The sequence below is a fragment of the Streptomyces sp. NBC_01463 genome (genome assembly GCA_036227345.1).
Classification (GTDB): Bacteria; Actinomycetota; Actinomycetes; order Streptomycetales; family Streptomycetaceae; genus Streptomyces.
In genome coordinates, this window is sequence record CP109468.1 from 1,664,885 (window position 1) to 1,683,810 (window position 18,926).

Annotated in this window: 17 protein-coding genes and 1 pseudogene; 7 read left to right on the plus strand and 11 right to left on the minus strand. The window is 66.9% G+C overall.

The window, feature by feature from the left end; genetic code table 11:
- Window positions 1–18: 18 nt before the first annotated feature.
- On the minus strand, window positions 19–459 hold the full coding sequence (locus tag OG521_07230) for a GNAT family N-acetyltransferase (GenBank protein ID WUW20596.1): 441 nt from the start codon (window positions 457–459) through the stop codon (window positions 19–21).
- A gap of 118 nt (window positions 460–577) precedes the next feature.
- On the minus strand, window positions 578–1,606 hold the full coding sequence (locus OG521_07235; protein WUW20597.1) for a LacI family transcriptional regulator: 1,029 nt from the start codon (window positions 1,604–1,606) through the stop codon (window positions 578–580).
- 110 nt (window positions 1,607–1,716) lie between these two features.
- Here OG521_07235 and OG521_07240 point away from each other — a divergent pair, with 110 nt between their 5' ends.
- On the plus strand, window positions 1,717–2,568 hold the full coding sequence (locus tag OG521_07240; protein WUW20598.1) for a phytanoyl-CoA dioxygenase family protein: 852 nt from the start codon (window positions 1,717–1,719) through the stop codon (window positions 2,566–2,568).
- Window positions 2,569–2,649: 81 nt separating this feature from the next.
- Window positions 2,650–3,285 carry an MFS transporter gene (locus OG521_07245; protein ID WUW20599.1) on the plus strand — a complete coding sequence of 212 codons (636 nt, stop codon included), beginning with the start codon at window positions 2,650–2,652 and terminating at the stop codon, window positions 3,283–3,285.
- Here OG521_07245 and OG521_07250 read toward each other — a convergent pair.
- The 6 genes and pseudogenes from OG521_07250 to OG521_07275 all read right to left on the minus strand — a co-directional run bounded on the left by OG521_07250 (window position 3,270) and on the right by OG521_07275 (window position 9,052).
- Window positions 3,270–3,935, minus strand: coding sequence for a VOC family protein (locus tag OG521_07250; GenBank protein WUW20600.1), 666 nt, complete (start codon window positions 3,933–3,935; stop codon window positions 3,270–3,272). The two genes, OG521_07245 and OG521_07250, sit on opposite strands and share 16 nt — an antisense overlap.
- Window positions 3,932–4,681, minus strand: a pseudogene (locus OG521_07255) (transposase). Before OG521_07255 ends, OG521_07250 begins: the two are co-directional and overlap by 4 nt.
- Window positions 4,682–4,846: 165 nt before the next feature.
- Window positions 4,847–6,109 carry an SGNH/GDSL hydrolase family protein gene (locus OG521_07260; GenBank protein ID WUW20601.1) on the minus strand — a complete coding sequence of 421 codons (1,263 nt, stop codon included), beginning with the start codon at window positions 6,107–6,109 and terminating at the stop codon, window positions 4,847–4,849.
- A gap of 109 nt (window positions 6,110–6,218) precedes the next feature.
- Entirely contained in the window at window positions 6,219–6,725 is a 507-nt protein-coding gene (locus OG521_07265; GenBank protein ID WUW26599.1) for a carboxymuconolactone decarboxylase family protein, read from the minus strand.
- Between the two features lie 211 nt (window positions 6,726–6,936).
- The gene (locus OG521_07270; protein WUW20602.1) at window positions 6,937–7,836 is read right to left on the minus strand and encodes a sigma-70 family RNA polymerase sigma factor; all 900 of its coding nucleotides are present in this window, start codon (window positions 7,834–7,836) and stop codon (window positions 6,937–6,939) included.
- A gap of 523 nt (window positions 7,837–8,359) precedes the next feature.
- On the minus strand, window positions 8,360–9,052 hold the full coding sequence (locus OG521_07275; protein ID WUW20603.1) for a FadR family transcriptional regulator: 693 nt from the start codon (window positions 9,050–9,052) through the stop codon (window positions 8,360–8,362).
- 209 nt (window positions 9,053–9,261) lie between these two features.
- Here OG521_07275 and OG521_07280 point away from each other — a divergent pair, with 209 nt between their 5' ends.
- The 5 genes from OG521_07280 to OG521_07300 all read left to right on the plus strand — a co-directional run bounded on the left by OG521_07280 (window position 9,262) and on the right by OG521_07300 (window position 14,414).
- Window positions 9,262–10,560 (plus strand): extracellular solute-binding protein, encoded by a 1,299-nt coding sequence (locus OG521_07280; protein ID WUW20604.1) that lies wholly within the window; start codon window positions 9,262–9,264, stop codon window positions 10,558–10,560.
- 105 nt (window positions 10,561–10,665) lie between these two features.
- A complete protein-coding gene (locus OG521_07285; GenBank protein WUW20605.1) occupies window positions 10,666–11,469 on the plus strand; it encodes a sugar ABC transporter permease in 804 nt (267 codons plus the stop codon).
- Window positions 11,470–11,558: 89 nt separating this feature from the next.
- The gene (locus OG521_07290; GenBank protein WUW20606.1) at window positions 11,559–12,380 is read left to right on the plus strand and encodes a carbohydrate ABC transporter permease; all 822 of its coding nucleotides are present in this window, start codon (window positions 11,559–11,561) and stop codon (window positions 12,378–12,380) included.
- Window positions 12,381–12,402: 22 nt separating this feature from the next.
- The gene (locus OG521_07295; protein ID WUW20607.1) at window positions 12,403–13,566 is read left to right on the plus strand and encodes a mandelate racemase/muconate lactonizing enzyme family protein; all 1,164 of its coding nucleotides are present in this window, start codon (window positions 12,403–12,405) and stop codon (window positions 13,564–13,566) included.
- Window positions 13,563–14,414 carry a ribonuclease activity regulator RraA gene (locus OG521_07300; protein WUW20608.1) on the plus strand — a complete coding sequence of 284 codons (852 nt, stop codon included), beginning with the start codon at window positions 13,563–13,565 and terminating at the stop codon, window positions 14,412–14,414. The genes OG521_07295 and OG521_07300 overlap by 4 nt, the downstream gene beginning before the upstream one ends.
- Before the next feature lie 6 nt (window positions 14,415–14,420).
- Here OG521_07300 and OG521_07305 read toward each other — a convergent pair whose 3' ends face one another.
- The 3 genes from OG521_07305 to OG521_07315 all read right to left on the minus strand — a co-directional run bounded on the left by OG521_07305 (window position 14,421) and on the right by OG521_07315 (window position 18,650).
- A complete protein-coding gene (locus tag OG521_07305; protein WUW20609.1) occupies window positions 14,421–14,819 on the minus strand; it encodes an L-rhamnose mutarotase in 399 nt (132 codons plus the stop codon).
- Between the two features lie 165 nt (window positions 14,820–14,984).
- Window positions 14,985–17,438: an RICIN domain-containing protein gene (locus OG521_07310; GenBank protein ID WUW20610.1), complete on the minus strand. Its 2,454-nt coding sequence runs from the start codon at window positions 17,436–17,438 to the stop codon at window positions 14,985–14,987.
- 219 nt (window positions 17,439–17,657) lie between these two features.
- Window positions 17,658–18,650 (minus strand): aldo/keto reductase, encoded by a 993-nt coding sequence (locus tag OG521_07315; protein WUW20611.1) that lies wholly within the window; start codon window positions 18,648–18,650, stop codon window positions 17,658–17,660.
- Between the last annotated feature and the right edge of the window lie 276 nt (window positions 18,651–18,926).

Sequence of the window (18,926 nt, forward strand, 5' to 3'; positions counted from 1 at the left end):
CGACCTTGCACCGGCCGCTCACAGCGTGAGCGCCATCAGGATCTCGTCACGGTCATCACCCGGTGCCAGTCGCAGAGCGCCTGTCCACCGGCCGATCTCCTTCCAGCCAAGGTGACCGTAGAAGTCCTCCAGGCCCATGCCCGCCCGCACGGCCAGCCGTAGTTGTTCCAGGCCCATGTCCTCGCGCGCCATGTCCCGGGCCTGGCGCATCAGCGCGGCCCCGGTGCCCGTGCCCCGGAAGGCGAGGCCGGTCTGGACGTGGTGGAGGGTGCCCCAGTGGGCGACCAGTGGATGCGGGTCACGCCGTATGTTCAGCCAGCCCGCAAGCTCCCCGCCGGCGCTCGCCAGGAGCAGCCGACTGCGCTGCGGACCGAGACCGGCGATCAGGGCATCGGCTGCCGCGGCGCGGCGACCTCGTCGTGAGCCAGAACATTCCCTGCTGGGACAGGTTGCGTACACCCAGCACCAGGCCGACCGCCCAGGCGGCCAAGCCCGGGCCGTGGTCGAGATTCTGACCAGCAGTCAGCACCTCCTGCAGGAGACGGCGGGAGCGCACCGGAGCAGGGCCACCGGGGAGTCACCCGGAGGATTCTGTTTCCGGCACGGTGCTTCCCCGTACGAGCAGCCGGTGCGGAATCGTCAGAGTGGCCGCTGGGACGTCGTTGTGCGGGCTGTAGACGCGGTCCGCGAGGCATTGCAGGGCGCGCTGGGCGATCTGCTGCTTGTCGGGTGAGACGGTAGTCAGGGCCGGGTGGCTGAAACGACCGTCCTCGACGTCATCGAATCCGACGACGGCCAACTGTTCCGGCATGCGTATGCCCTTGAGGTGCGCCACGTGCATGGCGCCCAGCGCCAGTTCGTCGCTGAACGCGAACACGGCGTCGGGGACGGTGCCGCCGTCGAGCAGTTCTGTCATGGCCCGGGCGCCGTCCTCCCGGTGCAGTGAGGTCACGCTCCGCTCCCATTCCGGCCTGGGCGGGATGCCGGCCCGCTCCAGCGCCCTGCGATAGCCCTCAGCGCGCTGTTGTGCAGTCCCGTTTCGCAGGTGCGGCTGCAGCCCGATCGCCGCAACTCGTCGACGCCCCAAGCTCAGCAGATGAGTGGTCGCCTCGTCAGCAGCAGCCACATTGTCCACCGCCACATGGTCCGCCTTGCCCTGGGCATTGCGTTCGCCGAGCATCACGATGGGCAGGGTGTTTGCGGTGGCAGTCAATTCATCTGCGCTCAGAGCCCACGGACTGATGATCAGTCCGTCCATCACCCGGCCGCTGTCGCCGGTCAGCAGTCGTCGTTCGAACTCGGCGTTGCCCCGCGTCTGCTCGATGATCACCGTCCACGAACGGAGACGTGCTTCGTCGACCAGCAGCCCGGCAAGCTCTCCGAAGTAGGGCGAGTGGAACTCCGGGATGGCCAGCCCGATGATTCCGGTGCGGCCGGCCCGCAGGCTGCGAGCCGCCAGGTTGGGGCGATACCCCAGCTCGTCGATCGCCTCCTGCACCCGCTGGCGCGTCTGCGCCGCGACCCGGGCAGATCCGTTGACCACGTTCGACACGGTCCGCGCCGAGACACCGGCACGCGCCGCCACGTCCTTCAAGCTGCTGCTCATCCGCCCATCGTGACACGCCTCGCCAGGCTCGGATGAATCTCGCGAGAAACTATTGCAACGTTGAAATCAACGATGCAACATAGCGGGTGACCCCACTGCAAGGAGGACGCATGAGCCCGCACCCGTACCCCGGCGTCACGCTGACCGACCTCGACGTCGATGTGTCGTCCGACGTCACGGCTCTCTACTCGGACGGCATCACAGCCCATAAGGGCGCCTTCCTCCCGGAGTGGGCAGACCGGCTCCGCGAGGACATAGAGGCGGCCTTCCAGGAGGCCTTCGCCCGACCTGGAGGTGCAGTCGGCCGGGGCCCGCACCGCTACTACGTGGAAATCCACCCCGAGCAGCTCCGCGGCTTCGTCGACCTTGTCGACCACCCGTGGGTGCGGTCGGTCTGTACCGCCGCCCTCGGCCCCGATTACCGCATCGTCGAGCTGGGCTTCGACGTGCCGCTCGAAGGCGCCGTCAACCAGCCCTGGCACCGGGACTTCCCCATGCCGGAGGAGACCCGCGCCGAGGGACGGCTGACCTCGCTCGCCTTCAACGTGACCGCAGTGGACACGGAGGAGGACATGGGGCCCTTCGAGATCGCGCCGGGCACCCAGTGGGACGACAGCCCGGAGTTCGGGCACGGCATGTTCCCGCCCCGCTCCCACTACGCGCGCTACGAGAAGCGGGCCGTGCGCAAGTTTCCTCGCCGGGGGGACATTTCCGCCCGCACCGCGCTCACCATCCACCGCGGCACCAAGAACAACTCCTCGAAGTCCCGCCCCGTGCTCGTCCTGGGAGTCGACGGCCCCGAAGCCGCCAACGGCGACCGACACGACACCGCCGTGACCCGCGCCTACTGGGAAGCACTTCCGGAGCGCGTCCGGCGCCACCTCGACTGCGCGGTCGTCGACGTGTTGGAGCCGGTGACGCAAAAGCACACCATCGAGGGCCTGGTCATGGGCGACGCCTAAAGTGACCACCCGAGTACGGCAGACAGAGTAGGCACGACTGGTCCGCCGAGGATTCCGGCCGCGGTCTACGCCGTTTCGGCCTTGGCCGCCTTGGGCGGTCTGCTCTTCGGGTACGACACGGGCGTCATCTCCGGCGCCTTGCCGCATCTGCGTGACGACTTGGGTCTCAGTGCTCACGAGCAGGAGATCGTCGTCAGCGTCATCCTGCTCGGTGCGATGGCAGGAGCCCTGGTGTCAGGGCGCCTCGCCGTGGTCCACGGCCGCCGCAAGGTGGTCATCGCGGTTGCGGCGGTCTTCGCGGTGGGTGCGGCAGCCGCGGCCGCGGCACCGGGGGTGGGCATCCTCATCACGGCCAGATTCGTGCTCGGGCTGGCGGTGGGCGGTGCGTCCAACATGGTGCCGGTCCACATTGCCGAGGTCGCACCAGCCCGGATCCGGGGCCGGCTCATGGTTCTGTTACGGCTCATGGCCGCCGCCAGACAGCTCATCGCCTATCTCTGCGGGTGGGCGCTGTCGGACCACGGCGGCTGGCGTCTCATGTTTGCGCCACTCTTGTACGGTCGGGGGACTGTCGCCGATGTTGCAGAGGGTTGCAACCAATCCGTGGAGTTGCGGCGCCGCGACTCCGGCGACGGCACGATGAATCCGGTGACCCTTGGCACGGAAGCTCGCCCGGACAGGACCAGCCAGGTGACCGTTCGTCAGGCTCGACGGTAGCTGAGAGTGAACAGACCGCCGTCCGGATCCTGGAGGGTCCGCGAGAACCCCTTCGGCGACCAGGAAGCTGCTGAAGCCTGAGGCCTGGTTCCTCCGGCTCCGATCGCCGCGGCAACGGCACGCTCGACGTCGTCAACGGGGAAGTTCACAAGCCACCGTGGCCGGAGCGGGGGCTGCTCAGCACTCGGCGCCCCGCCCCCGCACAGGGACAAGACGACTTGACCGCCTTGTTCGACCATGACATGTCCATCCCGGTAGGAAACTTCCATGTCGGCTTTCGTGGGCCAGTCGAAGACCGGGCCGTAAAACTTTGCTGCGTCGAAGACGTCTCGGGTCTGCAGATCGAGCCGAGCAGGGGCACCTCCCCCCTCGCCGGACACCCAGGCCGGGCCCGGACCTTCCCAGAAGCCGAAGGTGGCACCGTCGGGGTCGGCGGCCAGCCCAGCACGCCCTTGGCCCAACGGAATGGGGCCCACCGCGAGGGTGGCGCCTCGCTCCCGGATCCGCGCTGCAGCCGCATCGGCATCGCGCACGGAGAAATACGGCGTCCACACCGGGGACGGGGCCAGCCCGGGCCGGCGCTCGCCGATGCCTGCCACCGGCACGCCACCGGCCGACGCGACAGCCAACTGAGCCTCTTCCAACCTCATGCTGACGCGTGTTGAAGGACGAGGACGGCCTTCACGATGTTGGTGATGCGGTTGGTGCTGCAGCGGAGTTTCCGCAGGAGGTGCCAGCCCTTGAGGGTGGCCATGGCCTGCTCGCCAAGACAACGGATCTTGGCGTGGGTGGTGTTGTGGCGGCCCTTCCACTGCTTGAGGTGGCGGCCTCGAAACGGGGCCGGACGGGCCTGCCGGCTGCTTGGTATGCCTTGTCCGCCCAGCACTTGAGGCCCGCTGCGGCGAGTGCGTCGATGATCCCGTGCTGCCGGGCGGCGGTCAGGTCGTGGGTCGAGCCGGGCAGAGCCGGTGAGGCCCACAGCAGACGGCCGAACGGATCGGTGAGGACCTGGACGTTCATGCCGTGGCGTTTGTGTTTCCCGGAGTAGTACGGAGTGTCGGCGGCGATGCGGTCGATGGGCAGCAGAGTGCCGTCGAGGATGACGAACGCCTTCGTCCGGATGGTCTTCATCGCCTCGGTCAGGGTCGGGGCGAGGGCGGCCAAGACCTCGATGGCTTCATGTAGCGGAGACGGTGGCGATCCCGATGCCGAACCCGGTCGCGAGCTGGGCGTAGGTGTCGCCGCACCGCAGATGGGCCAGGGCGAGCAGGGCCTGACGTGCCACGGGAAGCCGTCGCCACCGCGTCCCGATGTCCCGACGCCTGGCCGTCAGCTGTCCGGCCAGGAACCGCAGGGTGTGGGTGGACAAGTCGATCGAGGACGGGTACACAAGCACGCGAAGCTCCCTGGCGGACACGGGTGATCTTGGTCGAGAACCCGTTTACCAGGAGCTTCGTCGCTGTGCAGGACTGTCCAACTCGCGCTCAGCGCCGCCAGCTTGGAAGAGACTCACTGGCGCGCCTGCGCACAGCGGACCGAATCCCGATCGCGAGCTCACACCTCACTGTCCCAGGGAGGCCAGGTCGATGGCGTCGGCCATCGCCCGGTATCCGGTGGGGTTGGGGTGGAGGTGATCGCCCATGTGCAGGTCTTCCATGATGCTGCCGGTGCCGTCGGGGTCCAGGGCGCACGCGAAGTCGACGACGGCGTCGTACTCGCCGCCGGTTTGGATCCATTGGTTGACCCGGCTGCGGATCTCTTCGCCTGCAGGGGTCCAGCCGGCCGCGCCCCGGTAGGGGGTGAGCGTGGCGCCGACGGCCCTGACTCCGCGGGCGTGGGCGGCGCGGATCAGTGTGCGGTGCCCCTCGATCAGCTGCCGCGCGGTGACCGGCGTGGCCTCAGGGCTGGTGCTGCGCGCCGGTTCAAAGGTTTGCTGGATGTCGTTGATGCCCATCAGCACGATCACGGTGCCGACGCGGGGCTGGTCGAGGACGTCCCGAGCGAATCGCGCGATACCGGCGTCACCGCCGAGGGCCGCGTCCGTGAGGAGCTTGTTGGAGCCGATGCCGGCGTTCAGTACCGGGCGGGGCAGGGCGGCGGTGAACAGGCGTTGGGCGAGGAGGTCGGGGTAGCGGTCGTGGCGGTCGATGGTCGCACCGAACCCGTCGGTGAGGGAGTCGCCGAAGGTGACAACCGCGGAGGGCAGGCGGTGCTTGCCCGAGGTCTCGACGCCTTCGAGGAAGTACCAGGATCCGTAGGCGGGCTGGACCTTGTCGGTGTAGGCGGCAGCGGCCGGGTCGCGGTGGTGGTCACCGGCTGCCCGGTAGGTGGTGGCCATGGACAGCTGATGGTACGTAGCCGGTCCGGTGGCCTCCTTGAAGTACAGGCTGATGGTGAGCTGGTCGAGCGGTTCGGTGGGCAGGGCGACCGGGTCGCTGACGGCGCGTCCCTTCGCGGGGATGGTGGTGGAGGGGAGGCCGGCGAAGCGCAGCGTGCGCAAGGTGCCCGGGCGCACGGCCGCGGCGCCGCCGGTACCGCCGATACTCGCGCCGGTCAGGCGCAGTGGTGTGTGGCTGTAGGCGTTGGAGAGGCGGATTCTGACCTGGGTGCCGCCGGTGTGGACTCGGATGACTTGACGGAGCGACTGGTTCATGAAGCCCTGCTCGGCCCAGGTTTCGAACCATGGCGCGGCGGAGGGCCGCATGACCGAAGTGGTCCACGCGCCGTGCCAGGCGACTGGGCCGGAAGCCGGGAACATGGCCTCGAAGGAGGAGGCGGTCGTGGCGTGCGTGAGGGCGGGCGGGCTGGGTTCGGGTGAACTCATAGCGGAATGCTCTTCCTTCCGGGCTGGCTGGGTGAAGCGGGCTGGCCCTGGCGGGCCCGGCGGCGATCGGTCTTGGCGGTGCGCCGGGCCCGCAGGGCTGTGCCCCGGGCTAATCGGTCGTGGACGTGCGCCACTGATCGGCCATGGAGACACCGGGCAGGGGCTTGCCGATCACGGCGAGAGGGATGAAGAAGTTGACCTGCCCGATCGCCATGGCGAGGGTGGCCAGCGCCCTGTCGTCGTAGTGCTCGGCTGCCCGCGCGTACAGGCCGTCCGGGACTCGCTCGCTGCACCCGCCGGGCGTAAGGACGGCTTCCACCAACTCCAGGGCCACCCGCTCGGCCTGATTGAAGTAGGGGGCGTCCTTCCAGGAGACGACGGCGGCGATCTTCTCCTCCAGTACTCCCGCGCGGCGGGCGTTCGCGGTGTGCATCACCGTCAGGTACGTGTTCCCGGCTAGCTGCCCGGCGCGCAGGTGGACCAGGGTGACGGTGCTCCGGGGCACCGCCCCATTGGCGATGATCTTGAAGAGAGCGGTGCTGACGTCGCCGAGTTCGGGGACCAGCTGCTGCGGGTCGGAGAACCGGGAGGTGAGGCTGTCGAGGCTGGTCGCCATCGTGTCCACAGGAGTATCCCTTTGTCAGTGCGGGCTGTTCGTCGCCCGGCTTTCTCGGCTGGTTCACTGCACTGACGACGCTCGCGGGGGGAAGGTGACCGGCAGACGCGGATCTCTTCAGCAGGTTGCGAGGCCGGTGCCGCACGCGCGTGGACCACAGACCCCGCCCAAGGACGACGGTCAGCGGGGCGGGGGCGGGTAGCCGAACAGGTCAGTCCTCGACGGACGCGAGGTCGAGCCGGGCAAGCCGCTGGGGGTCAGACAGGATGTCGATGGCGGCGATCCTGCCTTCGGTGATGGTGAAGCTCATGACGGACAGCGGCTGTCCGTCGAGGGAGTTGACCAGGCCCGCGAGGCCGTTGACCAGCGCCGGGCGAGTGGTGGCGGTGGTTGCCATCCGCTGGAAGGTATCAAGCCGGCCGGCGACCGCGGCGGCGCCGCGGTTGGTCCGCAGGCCCCCGGTGAGAGCACCGCCGTCCGCGCGCAGCACCACGTCCGGGTCGAGGAGTGCGAGCAGCGCGTCGAAATCGCCGCCGCGGGCAGCGGTCAGAAAGGCGTCCACCACCCGGCGCTGATCGGCCCGATCCGGGTCGGGGGGCGGCGTCGTGCCGCGGACCCGCAGCCGGGCGCGGCTGGCCAGCTTCTTGGCCGTTGCGGGCGTGCGGTCGACGATCGGCGCGATTTCCTCGAACGACAGCCCGAACAGGTCATGCAGCACGAACGCCAGCCGTTCCGCCGGGCTGAGCGAGTCCAGCACCACCAGCAGAGCCAGACCCACCGAGTCCGCCAGCAGCGCCTGCTGCTCGGGGCCAGCCCCGTCCGCACCGTCGCGGCTGAGCACAAGATCGGGCAGTCGCTGCTCCAACGGCTCCTCGCCGCGCCGTTTGCGCGCACGGAGCATGTCCAGACACACACGGCCGACCACCGTGGTCAGCCAGCCCCCAAGGTTGTCGATCCGGCTGTCGTCGGAGCCCGCCAGACGCAGCCAGGTCTCCTGGATCGCGTCGTCAGACTCGGCCAGGGAACCGAGCATGCGGTACGCCACCGCACGAAGATGCGGCCGGTGCTCCTCGAACCGCACGGCCAAGAACTCAGGTGGATTCACGATCACGAGCCCCTCCTCGACGGCATCGACTCCCTGACGTACCGCACCCCCGAAAGGTGACGCCGCACCCGCCGGTCTCGTTGCCCGGCAACACCGAAGGAGGTCGCCTTCAGCGTCGGCCTGGGCGAAGAGGGCGGTGAAGACCTTCTCCCAGGTGCCGTCAGCGGCCCATTTCCGCTGCCGGTTGTGGGCACCCTTCCACGTCTTACGAGCCGGGCCATGAGGCCCTCGACTGGGTCATCGATCAAGCAAGGCTTGCTGACGCCCCCAGCCGGACGACGTGGCAGCCTGAGCCCGGGAGCGCCCGCGGGCTCACGCCACGTGGCGGTCGGCGCCGGACGCAGCCGCTGGATCCTCTCCCCCGGCTCAACCTTGCCCGGCCTGCGCGACCCTGAGGTTGTTTCGACTGATCAGGTGCGTTCCCGTAGCACGTCAGCGAGGTTCCACTCATTCGGTGCTGTCGACAGTAAGGGTTTGTCTTACAGGAGGACCTGCTCAGCCTCCGCCGTCCCCAGCCAACACATCGGTTCTAGGCAGGCTTGCCGTGCTCGGCGAAGTAGGCGTCGAGCCATCTGCGCGCGGCTGTCACGTGCACGTACGCGGCACATTCGGCGCCATGGGGATCACCGGCCTCGATCGCCGTGAGGATGTTGTGGTGGTGCTGGACGGTCAGGTCGACTGCGTTGTCGCTGACGATGCCGCCCCACAGTCGCAGGCGCACGGTCTTGCTTGAAAGACCCTCGAGCAGGCTGATCAGCGTCTGGTTGCCTGTGGCGCGGACGATTTCCGCGTGGAACTCCAGATCCCCGTAGACCAGATCCTCGATCGATCTCTGTTCGCTGTGCCGTTCGTAGGCGGCGCGGATGCGGGCCAGACTTTCGGGAGTCATGCGGGTGACTGCCAGGCGCGTGGCCGCCGGTTCAAGGAGTTCCCGGGCTTCGACCACTTCCAGGAGCGTCTCGTCACGCATCACTTCCACGGCGAAGGCGATGCCCTCGAGGAGTTGAGCAGGCTGCAGTGAGCTGACATACGTCCCTGAACCATGACGGACATCAAGCACGCGCATCTGCTCAAGAACCCTGACCGCCTCCCGTAGCGAGCTACGGGACACACCGAGCTGCTCAGCGAAGTCGGACTCCTGCGGGAGCCGGTCCCCGGGAAGCAGACGCCCCTCGATGATCAGCTTCCGGACCTCGGCAACCACGCCGTCGATGACAGCCACAGCCTACCCCTCCTACACATAACGTTATGTCGCGATTACGCCGTGCCACACGCGCCCCAACCCGGCGAAGTTCTCCGATGTCTTTAGGGCTCATCGTTGACATGAGCGTTCATTCGGGTGTCACATAGGCGCTCAGCGTACATGAGAGGTCGGAGAAGTCGCTCTGATGGCGCTCTCAGCTCATCCCGCCCTCCGAGGAAGAGAAGCACATGAAAGCCAGACTCGCGGTCGTACCTCTCCTTGCGGTGACCAGCCTGATGCTCGCCGGGTGCGGCGGGCAGAATGAGTCGAAGTCCGACGTGAAGCAGGACGCCGGTGCTCCGATCACCATCTGGGTCGACGACACGCGCACGAAGCCGGCCCAGGAGTTCGCCGCAGCCCATCCGGACCTGAAGGCCACGATCAAGTCCGTGGACAACACGCACGGGAACATCTCGGCCCAGATCGCTCTCGCGGTCAAGGCGAAGAAGGACGTGCCGGACGCGATCTTCCTGAGCTACCCGGACGAGATCGCCGGCATGATGGTCAACCCCGTGAACTACGCACTCCCGCTGAACGACGTCGTCGGTCCCGATGTCCTGGGCGGATTCGCCAAGGGATCCACGGCGGCCTGCACGTTCGATGGCAAGACCTACTGCCTGCCCAACGACCTCGCCCAGACCGTCCTGTATTACAACAAGAGCCTCTTCAAGGAATTCGGCTACACCGTCCCGAAGACGTTCGACGAGTGGCTCGCGCTCGGTTTGAAGGTCGGCAAGGAGCACCCCGGGTACTCCCTGGGCTCGGTGAACAGCCGATACGGGCTGAACGCCTACTACGGTTCGAGTGGTTGCGCCTTCAGCGCGTCGAGTTCTCCGACGACTGTCAAGATCGACTTGAAGTCTCCGGAATGCACACGGGTCAACGACGTGATCGGTCCGCTACTCGCCAACAAGACCCTCTCGCCGCTGGACCCCTTCGACGCGGCCTACACGCCTGTCGTCAAGAGCGGCAAGCTACTGGCATCGATCTCTCCGTCCTGGATGGGCGACTACGGAATCAAGCCGACCGCCCCGAAGAAGGGCGACTGGGCCGCTGCGCCCATGCCGACCTGGAAGGGGGCCACGACCAACGCGTCGGGCACCGCGGGCGGAGGTATCTGGGTGGTCTCTGCACTCTCCAAGAACAGGGACGCCGCCGCGAAGTTCGCCTCGGGGATGGCCACGGACCCAGTTGTCCAGAGCACTTCGCCCGGCTACCCGGCCTCCACCGCGGCGGCCGATGCCTGGCTCAAGAAGGTGGCCAAGGACGACTGGTACGCGGAAGACCCCTCGGCCGTCTACAGGGATGCCGCGGGCAAGATCTCCCCCACCCTCGGGTTCGTGCGCTTCCAGGTCCAGGCGGAGGATGCGTTCAACGCCACCGTCGTCAAGAGCAGGGGCCGCGACATCGGCGCCGCGCTGACGGCCTTCGGCGACCGGGTTTCCAAGGCCGCGAAGTCGGCGAGCTACACGGTCAAGGGCGAATAACTGATGGCGCCGCCAACTTCCGCGGTGCGACGCAGTTTCCGTCGCCGCACCGCTGGTATCTCCTTCGTTCTGCCGTACCTGGTCTTCCTTGTCCTCTTCGGAGTCGTGCCCACGGTCTACGGCATCGCCACCTCTTTCGAGGTGACCCCAGTCATCGGCGATGCCCACTTCAGCCTGACGGAGAACTACGCGGCTGTCCTCAGTGACGACCGGACCGTCCGGGCAGCGAAGAACGTCGGCCAGTACCTGCTGATCTGGCTGCCGTCGATGCTGGTGATCGTTTTTGCGATCGCCCTGGCGATGGACGCCCGGCGTACCCGCTTCGCGGCACTCACCCGGTTCGTCTCCTACGTTCCCGGCGCAGTCACGGGAGCGGCCGCGGCCCTGCTGTGGCTGTTCATGTTCTCGCCTGCGGTCAGCCCGGTCGGGACGCTTCTGCAGCCGCTCACGGACGATTCCGGAACCATTGTCCGTGACAGCACGATGCCCCTGATCCTCTCGGTGATGGGCATCGCGGCCGGAGCCGGCGGCTGGATCGTGCTGCTCTACGGTGCGCTCACCGATATTTCGAAGGACGTGCTGGAGGCCGCCGAACTCGACGGGGCGCGCGCGTGGCACGTCGTTTGGCACATCAAGCTGCCGATGCTGCGCAACTACATCGGCTTCATCTTCATCGTCTCTCTCGCCAACGGCTTCCAGGTCTTCGTCGAGCCGCAGGTGCTCGGCGCGGGCGCCCGCGGTCAGATCGACAGTGCCTGGTCGCTGAACCAACTCGTCTTCTCCTACGCCACCGGCGAGTCCAACTATGGTCGCGCTTCCGCCCTTTCGGTGCTCCTGCTCCTGGTCACGGTGACGGCGGCAATTGTCGTGATCAAGAAGACCCGTTTCCACTCGAAAGAAGCGGCATGAACAAGGCACCGTCCTCACCATCGTCCCCGTCCCGCCGGAGGGGGACGGGGGCACCGCTCGGCTCTCTGGGCCGCAACGCGCTCCTGTCGATGACCGTCCTGTTTTTCGGGGTCCCGATCCTGTGGCTGCTACTGGCCCCGACGAAGACCCGGAAAGAACTGACGAACGACGCGCCGCTCTCATTCGGCAGCGCGTCCCACGTCGGCGACGCCTGGTCACATGTATTCGGCTACAGCGACGGGATCTTCAGCACGTGGCTGGGCAACTCCGCCATCATCAGCGTTGCCGCCGTACTTCTGACCGTGTGCACCTGTGTCCCCGCCGGTTACGGCCTCGCCAAGTTCGCCTTCGTCGGCCGGACCACGATGCTGTTCCTGACCATGGTCACGATGATCGTCCCGCAGGCCGCCCTCATCCTGCCGCTCTACCTCGAGATGTCGGCGGTCGACCTTACGAACACACTGTGGGCGGTCATCCTGCCCCTCTCCTTCTACCCATTCGGCGTCTACATCGTGTATCTGCACGCTGTGGCCTCGATGCCGAACTCCCTGATCGAAGCCGGCCGGCTCGACGGGGCTTCGGAGTGGACGATCTTCTTCCGTATCTACGCGCCCATAGCGCGGCCCGCGATCGCGATGGTCTCGTTCTTCTCGTTCGTCACGGCCTGGAACACGTTCTTCCTGCCGTACATCATGAATACCGATCCAGAGCTGGCCAACGTGCAGACGGGGCTTCAACTGCTCGTCCGCAACACCAACGCTCTCGGCGGCGCGAATTTCACCGGCATCCCTGTGCGCGAGCCCGAGGTGGCACTCGCCGCCCTGCTGTCCATCTCCCCGATCCTGCTCATCTTCCTCTTCGCCCAGCGCTTCCTGGTCGCCGGCCAGAAGGCTGGAGCAGAGAAGGAATGACTCTTCGAAAGGATCACACTCTGTGATCACCGACATGCGCACGCTGTGTGCTACCCGGCTGCACGGCCGGGAGGACCAATGGCTGACCGATCGATACCGCAGCGTCAAAGCGGATGTGGCCATCGTCGTCGTGGAGACCGATGACGGCGTGACAGGGATCGGAGAAGCCTGCTCGTACGGCAATCCGCTCCAGATCGCCGACTGGGTCCGGTGGTACCGCCCGAGCCTCATTGGCAGAGATCTCGACGACTTCTCCATCGTGCCCCGTCCTACCGGGACCGCTCTGGAGCACGCGGTGGGCTCGGCACACGACTTCGCGGTTGCCGGCATCGACTGCGCCCTGTGGGACGCGCGCGGCCGCCTGGCCGGCAAGCCGGTGGCCCAGCTCCTGGAACCTTCGGCCTCTGTGAGCGACGTCGATGTCTATGCCTCGGGCGGCGTGCGCTACGACTGGCACGACGAGCCTCGCACGCTGGTCGAGGACGTGCTCGGCTACGTGGATGCGGGATACCGGACCGTGAAGTTCCGGCTCGGCACCGCGTGGCACTGGGACAATGTCACTCCGGCTCGCTTCCTCGCCTTGTTCGACGGGGTTCGAGAGGCCGTGGGCGACCGCGCAGGGCTGGCGGTCGACGCCAACAGCCGACTCTCGCGTGCCGAAGCACGTGAGCTCGCGGAGGGCCTGGCGGAGCGCGGAGCGCTGTGGCTGGAAGAGCCGCTCGCCAAGGACGACATCGAGGGATACGCCTCGCTGACGCAGTCGGTGGACCTGAAGATCAGCGGTGGCGAGTCGTTCACCACCATCGAGCAGTTCCGGCCGTGGATCGACCGTGGATGCTTTGACATCGTCCAGCCCGACGCCGGTGTGTGCGGCATCAGCGAGGTCATGCGGATCGGACGCATCGCCGACAGCGCAGGCCTCTCGCTCATTCCTCACTCGTGGCACAACGGGGTCATGCTGATGGCCAACGCCCACGCGGTCGCGGCGCTGCCGAACGCCTCGATGGTCGAGGAATGCATGGTCCAGGGACCGTTGCGATGGGACATCGTCCAGGATGGCTCGCGCGTCAAGGACGGGACGGTCTCGGTACTCGAGTCGCCGGGCCTGGGGGTGGAGATCATCGGCGACCTCGTCGATCGGTATCCCTATGTCGAGGGCCACTACAGCGTCGAGGTGTACCGATGACAGGGTCCACTCCCAAGGGTGGGATCGATCCTGTCGGCATAGGGCCGGACGGGATACCCGAGTACCGCATCGAGGGAGCGTGGACGCTGCCCGTCAAGGGGCCTGCGGTTCCCCGGCTGGGCCCCGGTCTGGTCGAGTCCCTGCGGACGGTGACCGCCGCCACCGCGTCGGCCACGCTGCACCAGATGGGCATCACCAAGACCTTCATCCAGGGTCCTCGGTCCAATAAGCCGGGCCGAAGGATCATCGGTCGGGCTGTCACCCTGCAGCTCATGCCGATGAGAGAGGACATCTACAGCGACGCCGGCGTCACCCAGGAGTACGTCGAGCGGGCCACCGCGCTGTGGGCGGTCCTCGACTTCATCGAACCCGGCGACGTCCTGGTCGTCCAGGCGCACGGCTCCCTGCGCAGTGGTGTGGTCGGGGAAATGCTCGCGACCCACCTCCAGAACCGCGGTGGTCTGGGACTCGTCGCGGACGGAGGCATCAGGGACTCGGCCAAACTCGACCAGCTCGACGTGCCGATCTGGTCGCTCGGACCGACACCCCACTACGCCTCCCAGGGGGAACTGCTGCCCTGGGGCTACCACGTTCCGGTGGCCGTGGGAGGCACCCTGGTCCTTCCCGGGGACCTCATCGTCGCCGACGACGACGGAGCAGTTGTGGTGCCGGTAGCAAAGGCCGCTGCGGTCGCCGAGGCCGGCGCCTCCCACGAGGCGTGGGAGGACTTCTCGCGGGCAAAACTCGCGCTCGGCGGTGCGCTGCGCCGCTACTACCCCCTCGATGACGTCGGACGCGCCGAGTACGAGGAGTGGGAGGCCGCCGGGCGGCCTCCGCTCAGCGCCTGACCCTCATCAGTTCGCCGGAGCAGGGAGCACGTCGCCCTCTGCTCCGGCGAATTGCGCTGTCCCGGTCATGGTCCAGACGAGCGGGAGAATTTCATCGGCGTCTGTTCCGTCTTCCAGCAGCTCGCTGATGATGGCGTCCCAGTCGGGGTCGACCGGGCCGATTCTCAGCATCCGCTCGACCATGACCTCATAGCGGTCCGTGGTCTCGATCAGGTGGAAGAGGTCTCTTCCGTCACGCCAGATCTGCCACCGGGCCACGCCGCAGGAGGCCAGTGCGTCGCATACCGCGGAGGGGATCTCGGCGTGCACTGTGGCGTACCGGATCTCCATTCCTGGCCGGACGCGGGTCCGCCTGCCCGTCACGTGGATTCGTGCTTCACTCGGAGCCGTATCCGTCTGTCGCATGGGTCACCCTTCCTGGGCCGGTCGTTGCTCTTCGGGACTGCTGCTCATTGCGTGCTGTTCAGTGAACTCATGAGCCGGGGCGCCGCAGGGGTCTTCCCTCTGCGGCGCCCCGGCTTCGTCGTGCGGTAGCGGGTCAGCTTCTCTTCGAACTGGCTAGGAGGGGCTTCACTTGACCGGTCGGACAGTGAACTGCATATTGCCGACGTCGCTGCATGTGTACTGCAGGAGACCGACGCCGTCCTCAGTGCCGAGCCCGGCTACGTTGAGGCACTTGCCGGAGTGGGAGGCCACGATCTCTTGGTAGCCTGCGGCGGTTTCACGCACGTTCCACGAGAAGTGCGGCTGGGTGGAGCACGACCACTGGTAGACCGGCGCGAGGTTGTCCGTACGCCCGCCGGCGACTGCCAGGCACAGGCCGCTGACGAGGTTCTTGATCTGCACGGTGCCCCCCGCCTGGGGCAGGATCTCCCACTGCTGTGAAGGACTGTTCGTATCGGTCTGCTGCGTTATTTGCGCGGCGGTCCCGTCCGCAGCGATGTCCTTGCCGCTGTGACGGGCGACGATGGTCACCTTCGCTGTCGAAGCCTTGCCGCATTCCGGTGCGATGGTGCAGCCGGTCAGCCATGTGGCTTGGCCCGACTCGTAGGCGCCCTGGTCGGGGGCACTGCCGGTGTAGCCGTCGGTCACTCCGGCCACCGGTGTGCCCTTGTCGATCGCGGGTGATCCCGCCGCGGGTGTGAAGTCATTCGCGGAGAATGCTGTGTAGCCGGGATTCGGCGTGTTGGCGGCGGGGTTCTGGCTGTACTTCGTGGCGAGGTTGTGTGACTCGTTCGGGGTGCCACCGGGGATGTATTCATAGGTCCGGTCAGCAGGCTTGTCGCCGTCGAGGACGTTGTTGCGGACCGTGGTATTCGCGACCTGGGCAGCTGTCGCGTAGTAGTTCAGGATCGTCGACTTGTTGGGCGTGACGACAGTGTTGTTCGTGTAAGTGCCCTTGAGGTACGGCAGGGGGTGACCCGCGTTCCAGCCGCCCTGCGCGATGCCGTGGCCGCTGTTCGCGCTGGATCCGAGACCCCAGATGACGTTGTGGTCGACGTTGACGTCGATGGTTCCGTTGTCGAAATGCAGGCCGTTTCCGACATGGGAGGGGTTATGGATCGTGTTGTGGTCGATCCTGCCGCGCAGCGAGGTGTCGCAGCAGACATAGACGGCGCCCAGGTCGTATCCGATCTTTGCGTAGTCGGACATGTCGTTGTAGGCGATCCGCAGGTCGTAGCCGGCGTTGGGGTAGGCGTTGGTGTTCATGTTGATGACGTCGCGGCCGGTGGAACGCATCGTGTTCTGGACGATGGAGGAGTTCTGGGTCCCGTCCTCGACGGTGACAGCAGCGGCGTACGAGCCGTTGTAGGCGATGTCGGTGATGAGATTGTTCCGCACGACGTGGCCGGATCCCTTGAGGGAGATCCCTGCGCCGCCGGAGTACTGGATCCGGCTGTCGAGGAGCTTGTTGTTGCTGCCGTGCAGACGGATTCCGCTGTCGGCGCGATGGTTGCCGGCGTAGATGCCGGCGTAGGGCAAGTCACTTCGGTACTGCGTGGTCTGCCACTCGGACAGGTACCTTGCGTCGATCCTGGCCAGGGTGATGTCCGAGCTGGAGTCGTCCGTGCGGATCGTTGTGCCGAAGAACTTGATCCCGTCGATGATGATGGAGCTGCGCCCGGCGAGGTCGAAGCCGTAGTTGCGCTTCTTGGCCGTGATATTGCGCGGCGCCTGGCCGTCGGATGCCCGCATGAACAGTTGGTGGCTTGCAGCGTCGTAGTACCACTGGTTCGGCTCACGCAGGAATGACTTCTTGCCGACCAGCCGGAACTTGGGCGAAGGGCCACCGATCATGACGGGCGAGTCGCTGTTGGGGAATGTCAGGTGCAGTGTCTTGTTGGTGCCGTCGAGGTTGCCGGAGGACACCGTGCTTGTCGTGGTCACCCAGTGGCCGGCCAGCTGGACGGTGGCGCCGGTGAGGTCACCCAGAGCTGGGAACCCGTCATATGTCAGGGTGCCGGTGCCCTGCGAGTTACAGGGCGGCGTCGCGCAGGTGCCGCCCGTGGTGAGGGACCCCGACCAGCCCGCGGAGACGTATCCCGCGTCCCAGACCCCGGCCCCGGAAGCCGGATAGGACGCCTCCGGCACTGGTGTCGAGCCGGTGAATATCTGATTGGCCCACAGGTCGGAGTTCGCGGGATCGGCGCTGCTGCCGTAGGGCGCGCTCGCGGTGCCGGCCAGGACCAGGGACGTCTTGTAGACGTTGCCCGCGTCGGGGGTCCACCCGGAAACGGCGTCGGTGCCGTCCACTGTTACTTGGGCCCCCGACGCCGCCTCGAAGCGGATCGGGGCCGTACCGGTACCGGACGTGGGCGGGGTGACCGTCTCCCGGTAGGTCCCGGCCAGGATGCGGCAGGTGTCACCGGGCTGCGCGGTATCCGCGCAGTGCTGGATGGTGCGCAGGGGTGAGGGCTCCTCCCCACTTGCCGAGTCGTCGCCGTCCGGCGAGACGAAGTACACGGAACCGGCGGCCTGCGCCGGCTGCGCGGAGACCCCCACGAGGACTGTCGAAAACAACATCGCGGCGACCGCCGCGATGGCCGTACTTGTCCGTCGGACCATGTCTACTCCCGTGTCGCCAGTAAGTGACGGCAACGTAACGAGAAAGTTCTCCTATGTCTACGCCTCAAACTGCATGATGCTGATCCAGCAATGGGGCGAAACTGGGGCCTATCCACTACAAGAGGTACGAGAACTTGCTCGATGAGTGTCGCGTGGTCGCAGTCGCCGGATTCGGGGTCACCGCCCGGTTCTCGGTACCAGACCCTGCTGGTCAAGGTCGTCCCACAGGGCATCGGGGATCGCGGCACCGAACCGGGTGAGGTTCTGACGGATCTGGTCAGGACTGTCTGCACCTACGACCACGCCAGCCACAGCCGGGTCGAGCAGGGGGTATTGCACGGCGGCCGCGGGAAGCTCGACACCGTGCGCGACACAGACGGATTCGATGCTGCGCGCCCGGGCAAGGACGTCCTCGGAGGCAACCTGATAGTCGAACGTTGCCCCCTTGGCGGGCGACCGGGCCAGGAGGCCGCTGTTGAAGACCGCCGCCGCCACCATCAGGGTGCCGTGACGACGGCACGCGGCAGCAAGTCCGGGCACCGCGCCCTGATCGAGAAGGGTGTAACGGTTCGCGACCATGACGATGTCCGCCAACCCGGTCTCCACCGCGGAGATCAGCGTGCCCGGGTCCATCGAGCCGGCGCCGACGAAGGTGACCACTCCCTCGTCACGCATCCGGCTCAGGGCCGTCATCCCCTCATGAACCGCTCGGGAATCGCCGGAATGCTCCGGGTCGTGCAGGTAGAGGATGTCCACTCGGTCCATCCCCAGACGTTCGAGCGAGTCCTCCAATCCCCTCCGAACGCCGTGCTGGCTGAAGTCCCAGGACCGACGGAGTTGTGCGGGGACGGCAAACCCTTCCGGGTCGGTCGATCTGCCGTCCCAGGCAGGGTCCTCCCGCAGGAGTCGGCCCACCTTGGTGGAGATCACGAACTCCGAGCGCGGTTTCGTCGCCAGAAAGCGGCCGAGCCTCCGCTCCGACAGGCCCAGCCCGTAGTGGGGCGCCGTGTCGAAGTGCCGAACACCGGCCTCCCAGGCAGCTTCGAGTACAGCCTCGACTTGTTCGTCGGAACGCGCGCGGAACATGTTGCCGAGCGGAGCGCATCCAAGGCCGAACTTCGGCACTGCTGTGCCGCTCGCGGTGGTCAGGATCCGGGGGTGGTGTGCCATGGGCCCTCCTGTGGACGGGGTCTCAACGTGAGCTGGGACATGACTGATCTGGGGGCATGGCTTCTCTGCATAAGAGTCGCGCCCTGCATCTCATCGATTGCCGGCAGACCGGAAAGCAGCCGCCGCAGGGGAACACCTTCCTGCGGCGGCTCTACCTGAAGCGCGCCTGCGCCGAAGCACGCCACCCGCTGAACCATGGCGGCTGCCCCTCACGAGTGTAACCACGAGAGGTCTGATGACTTCTTGCGATGATCCCATGAAAACGCTAAGTTCGCT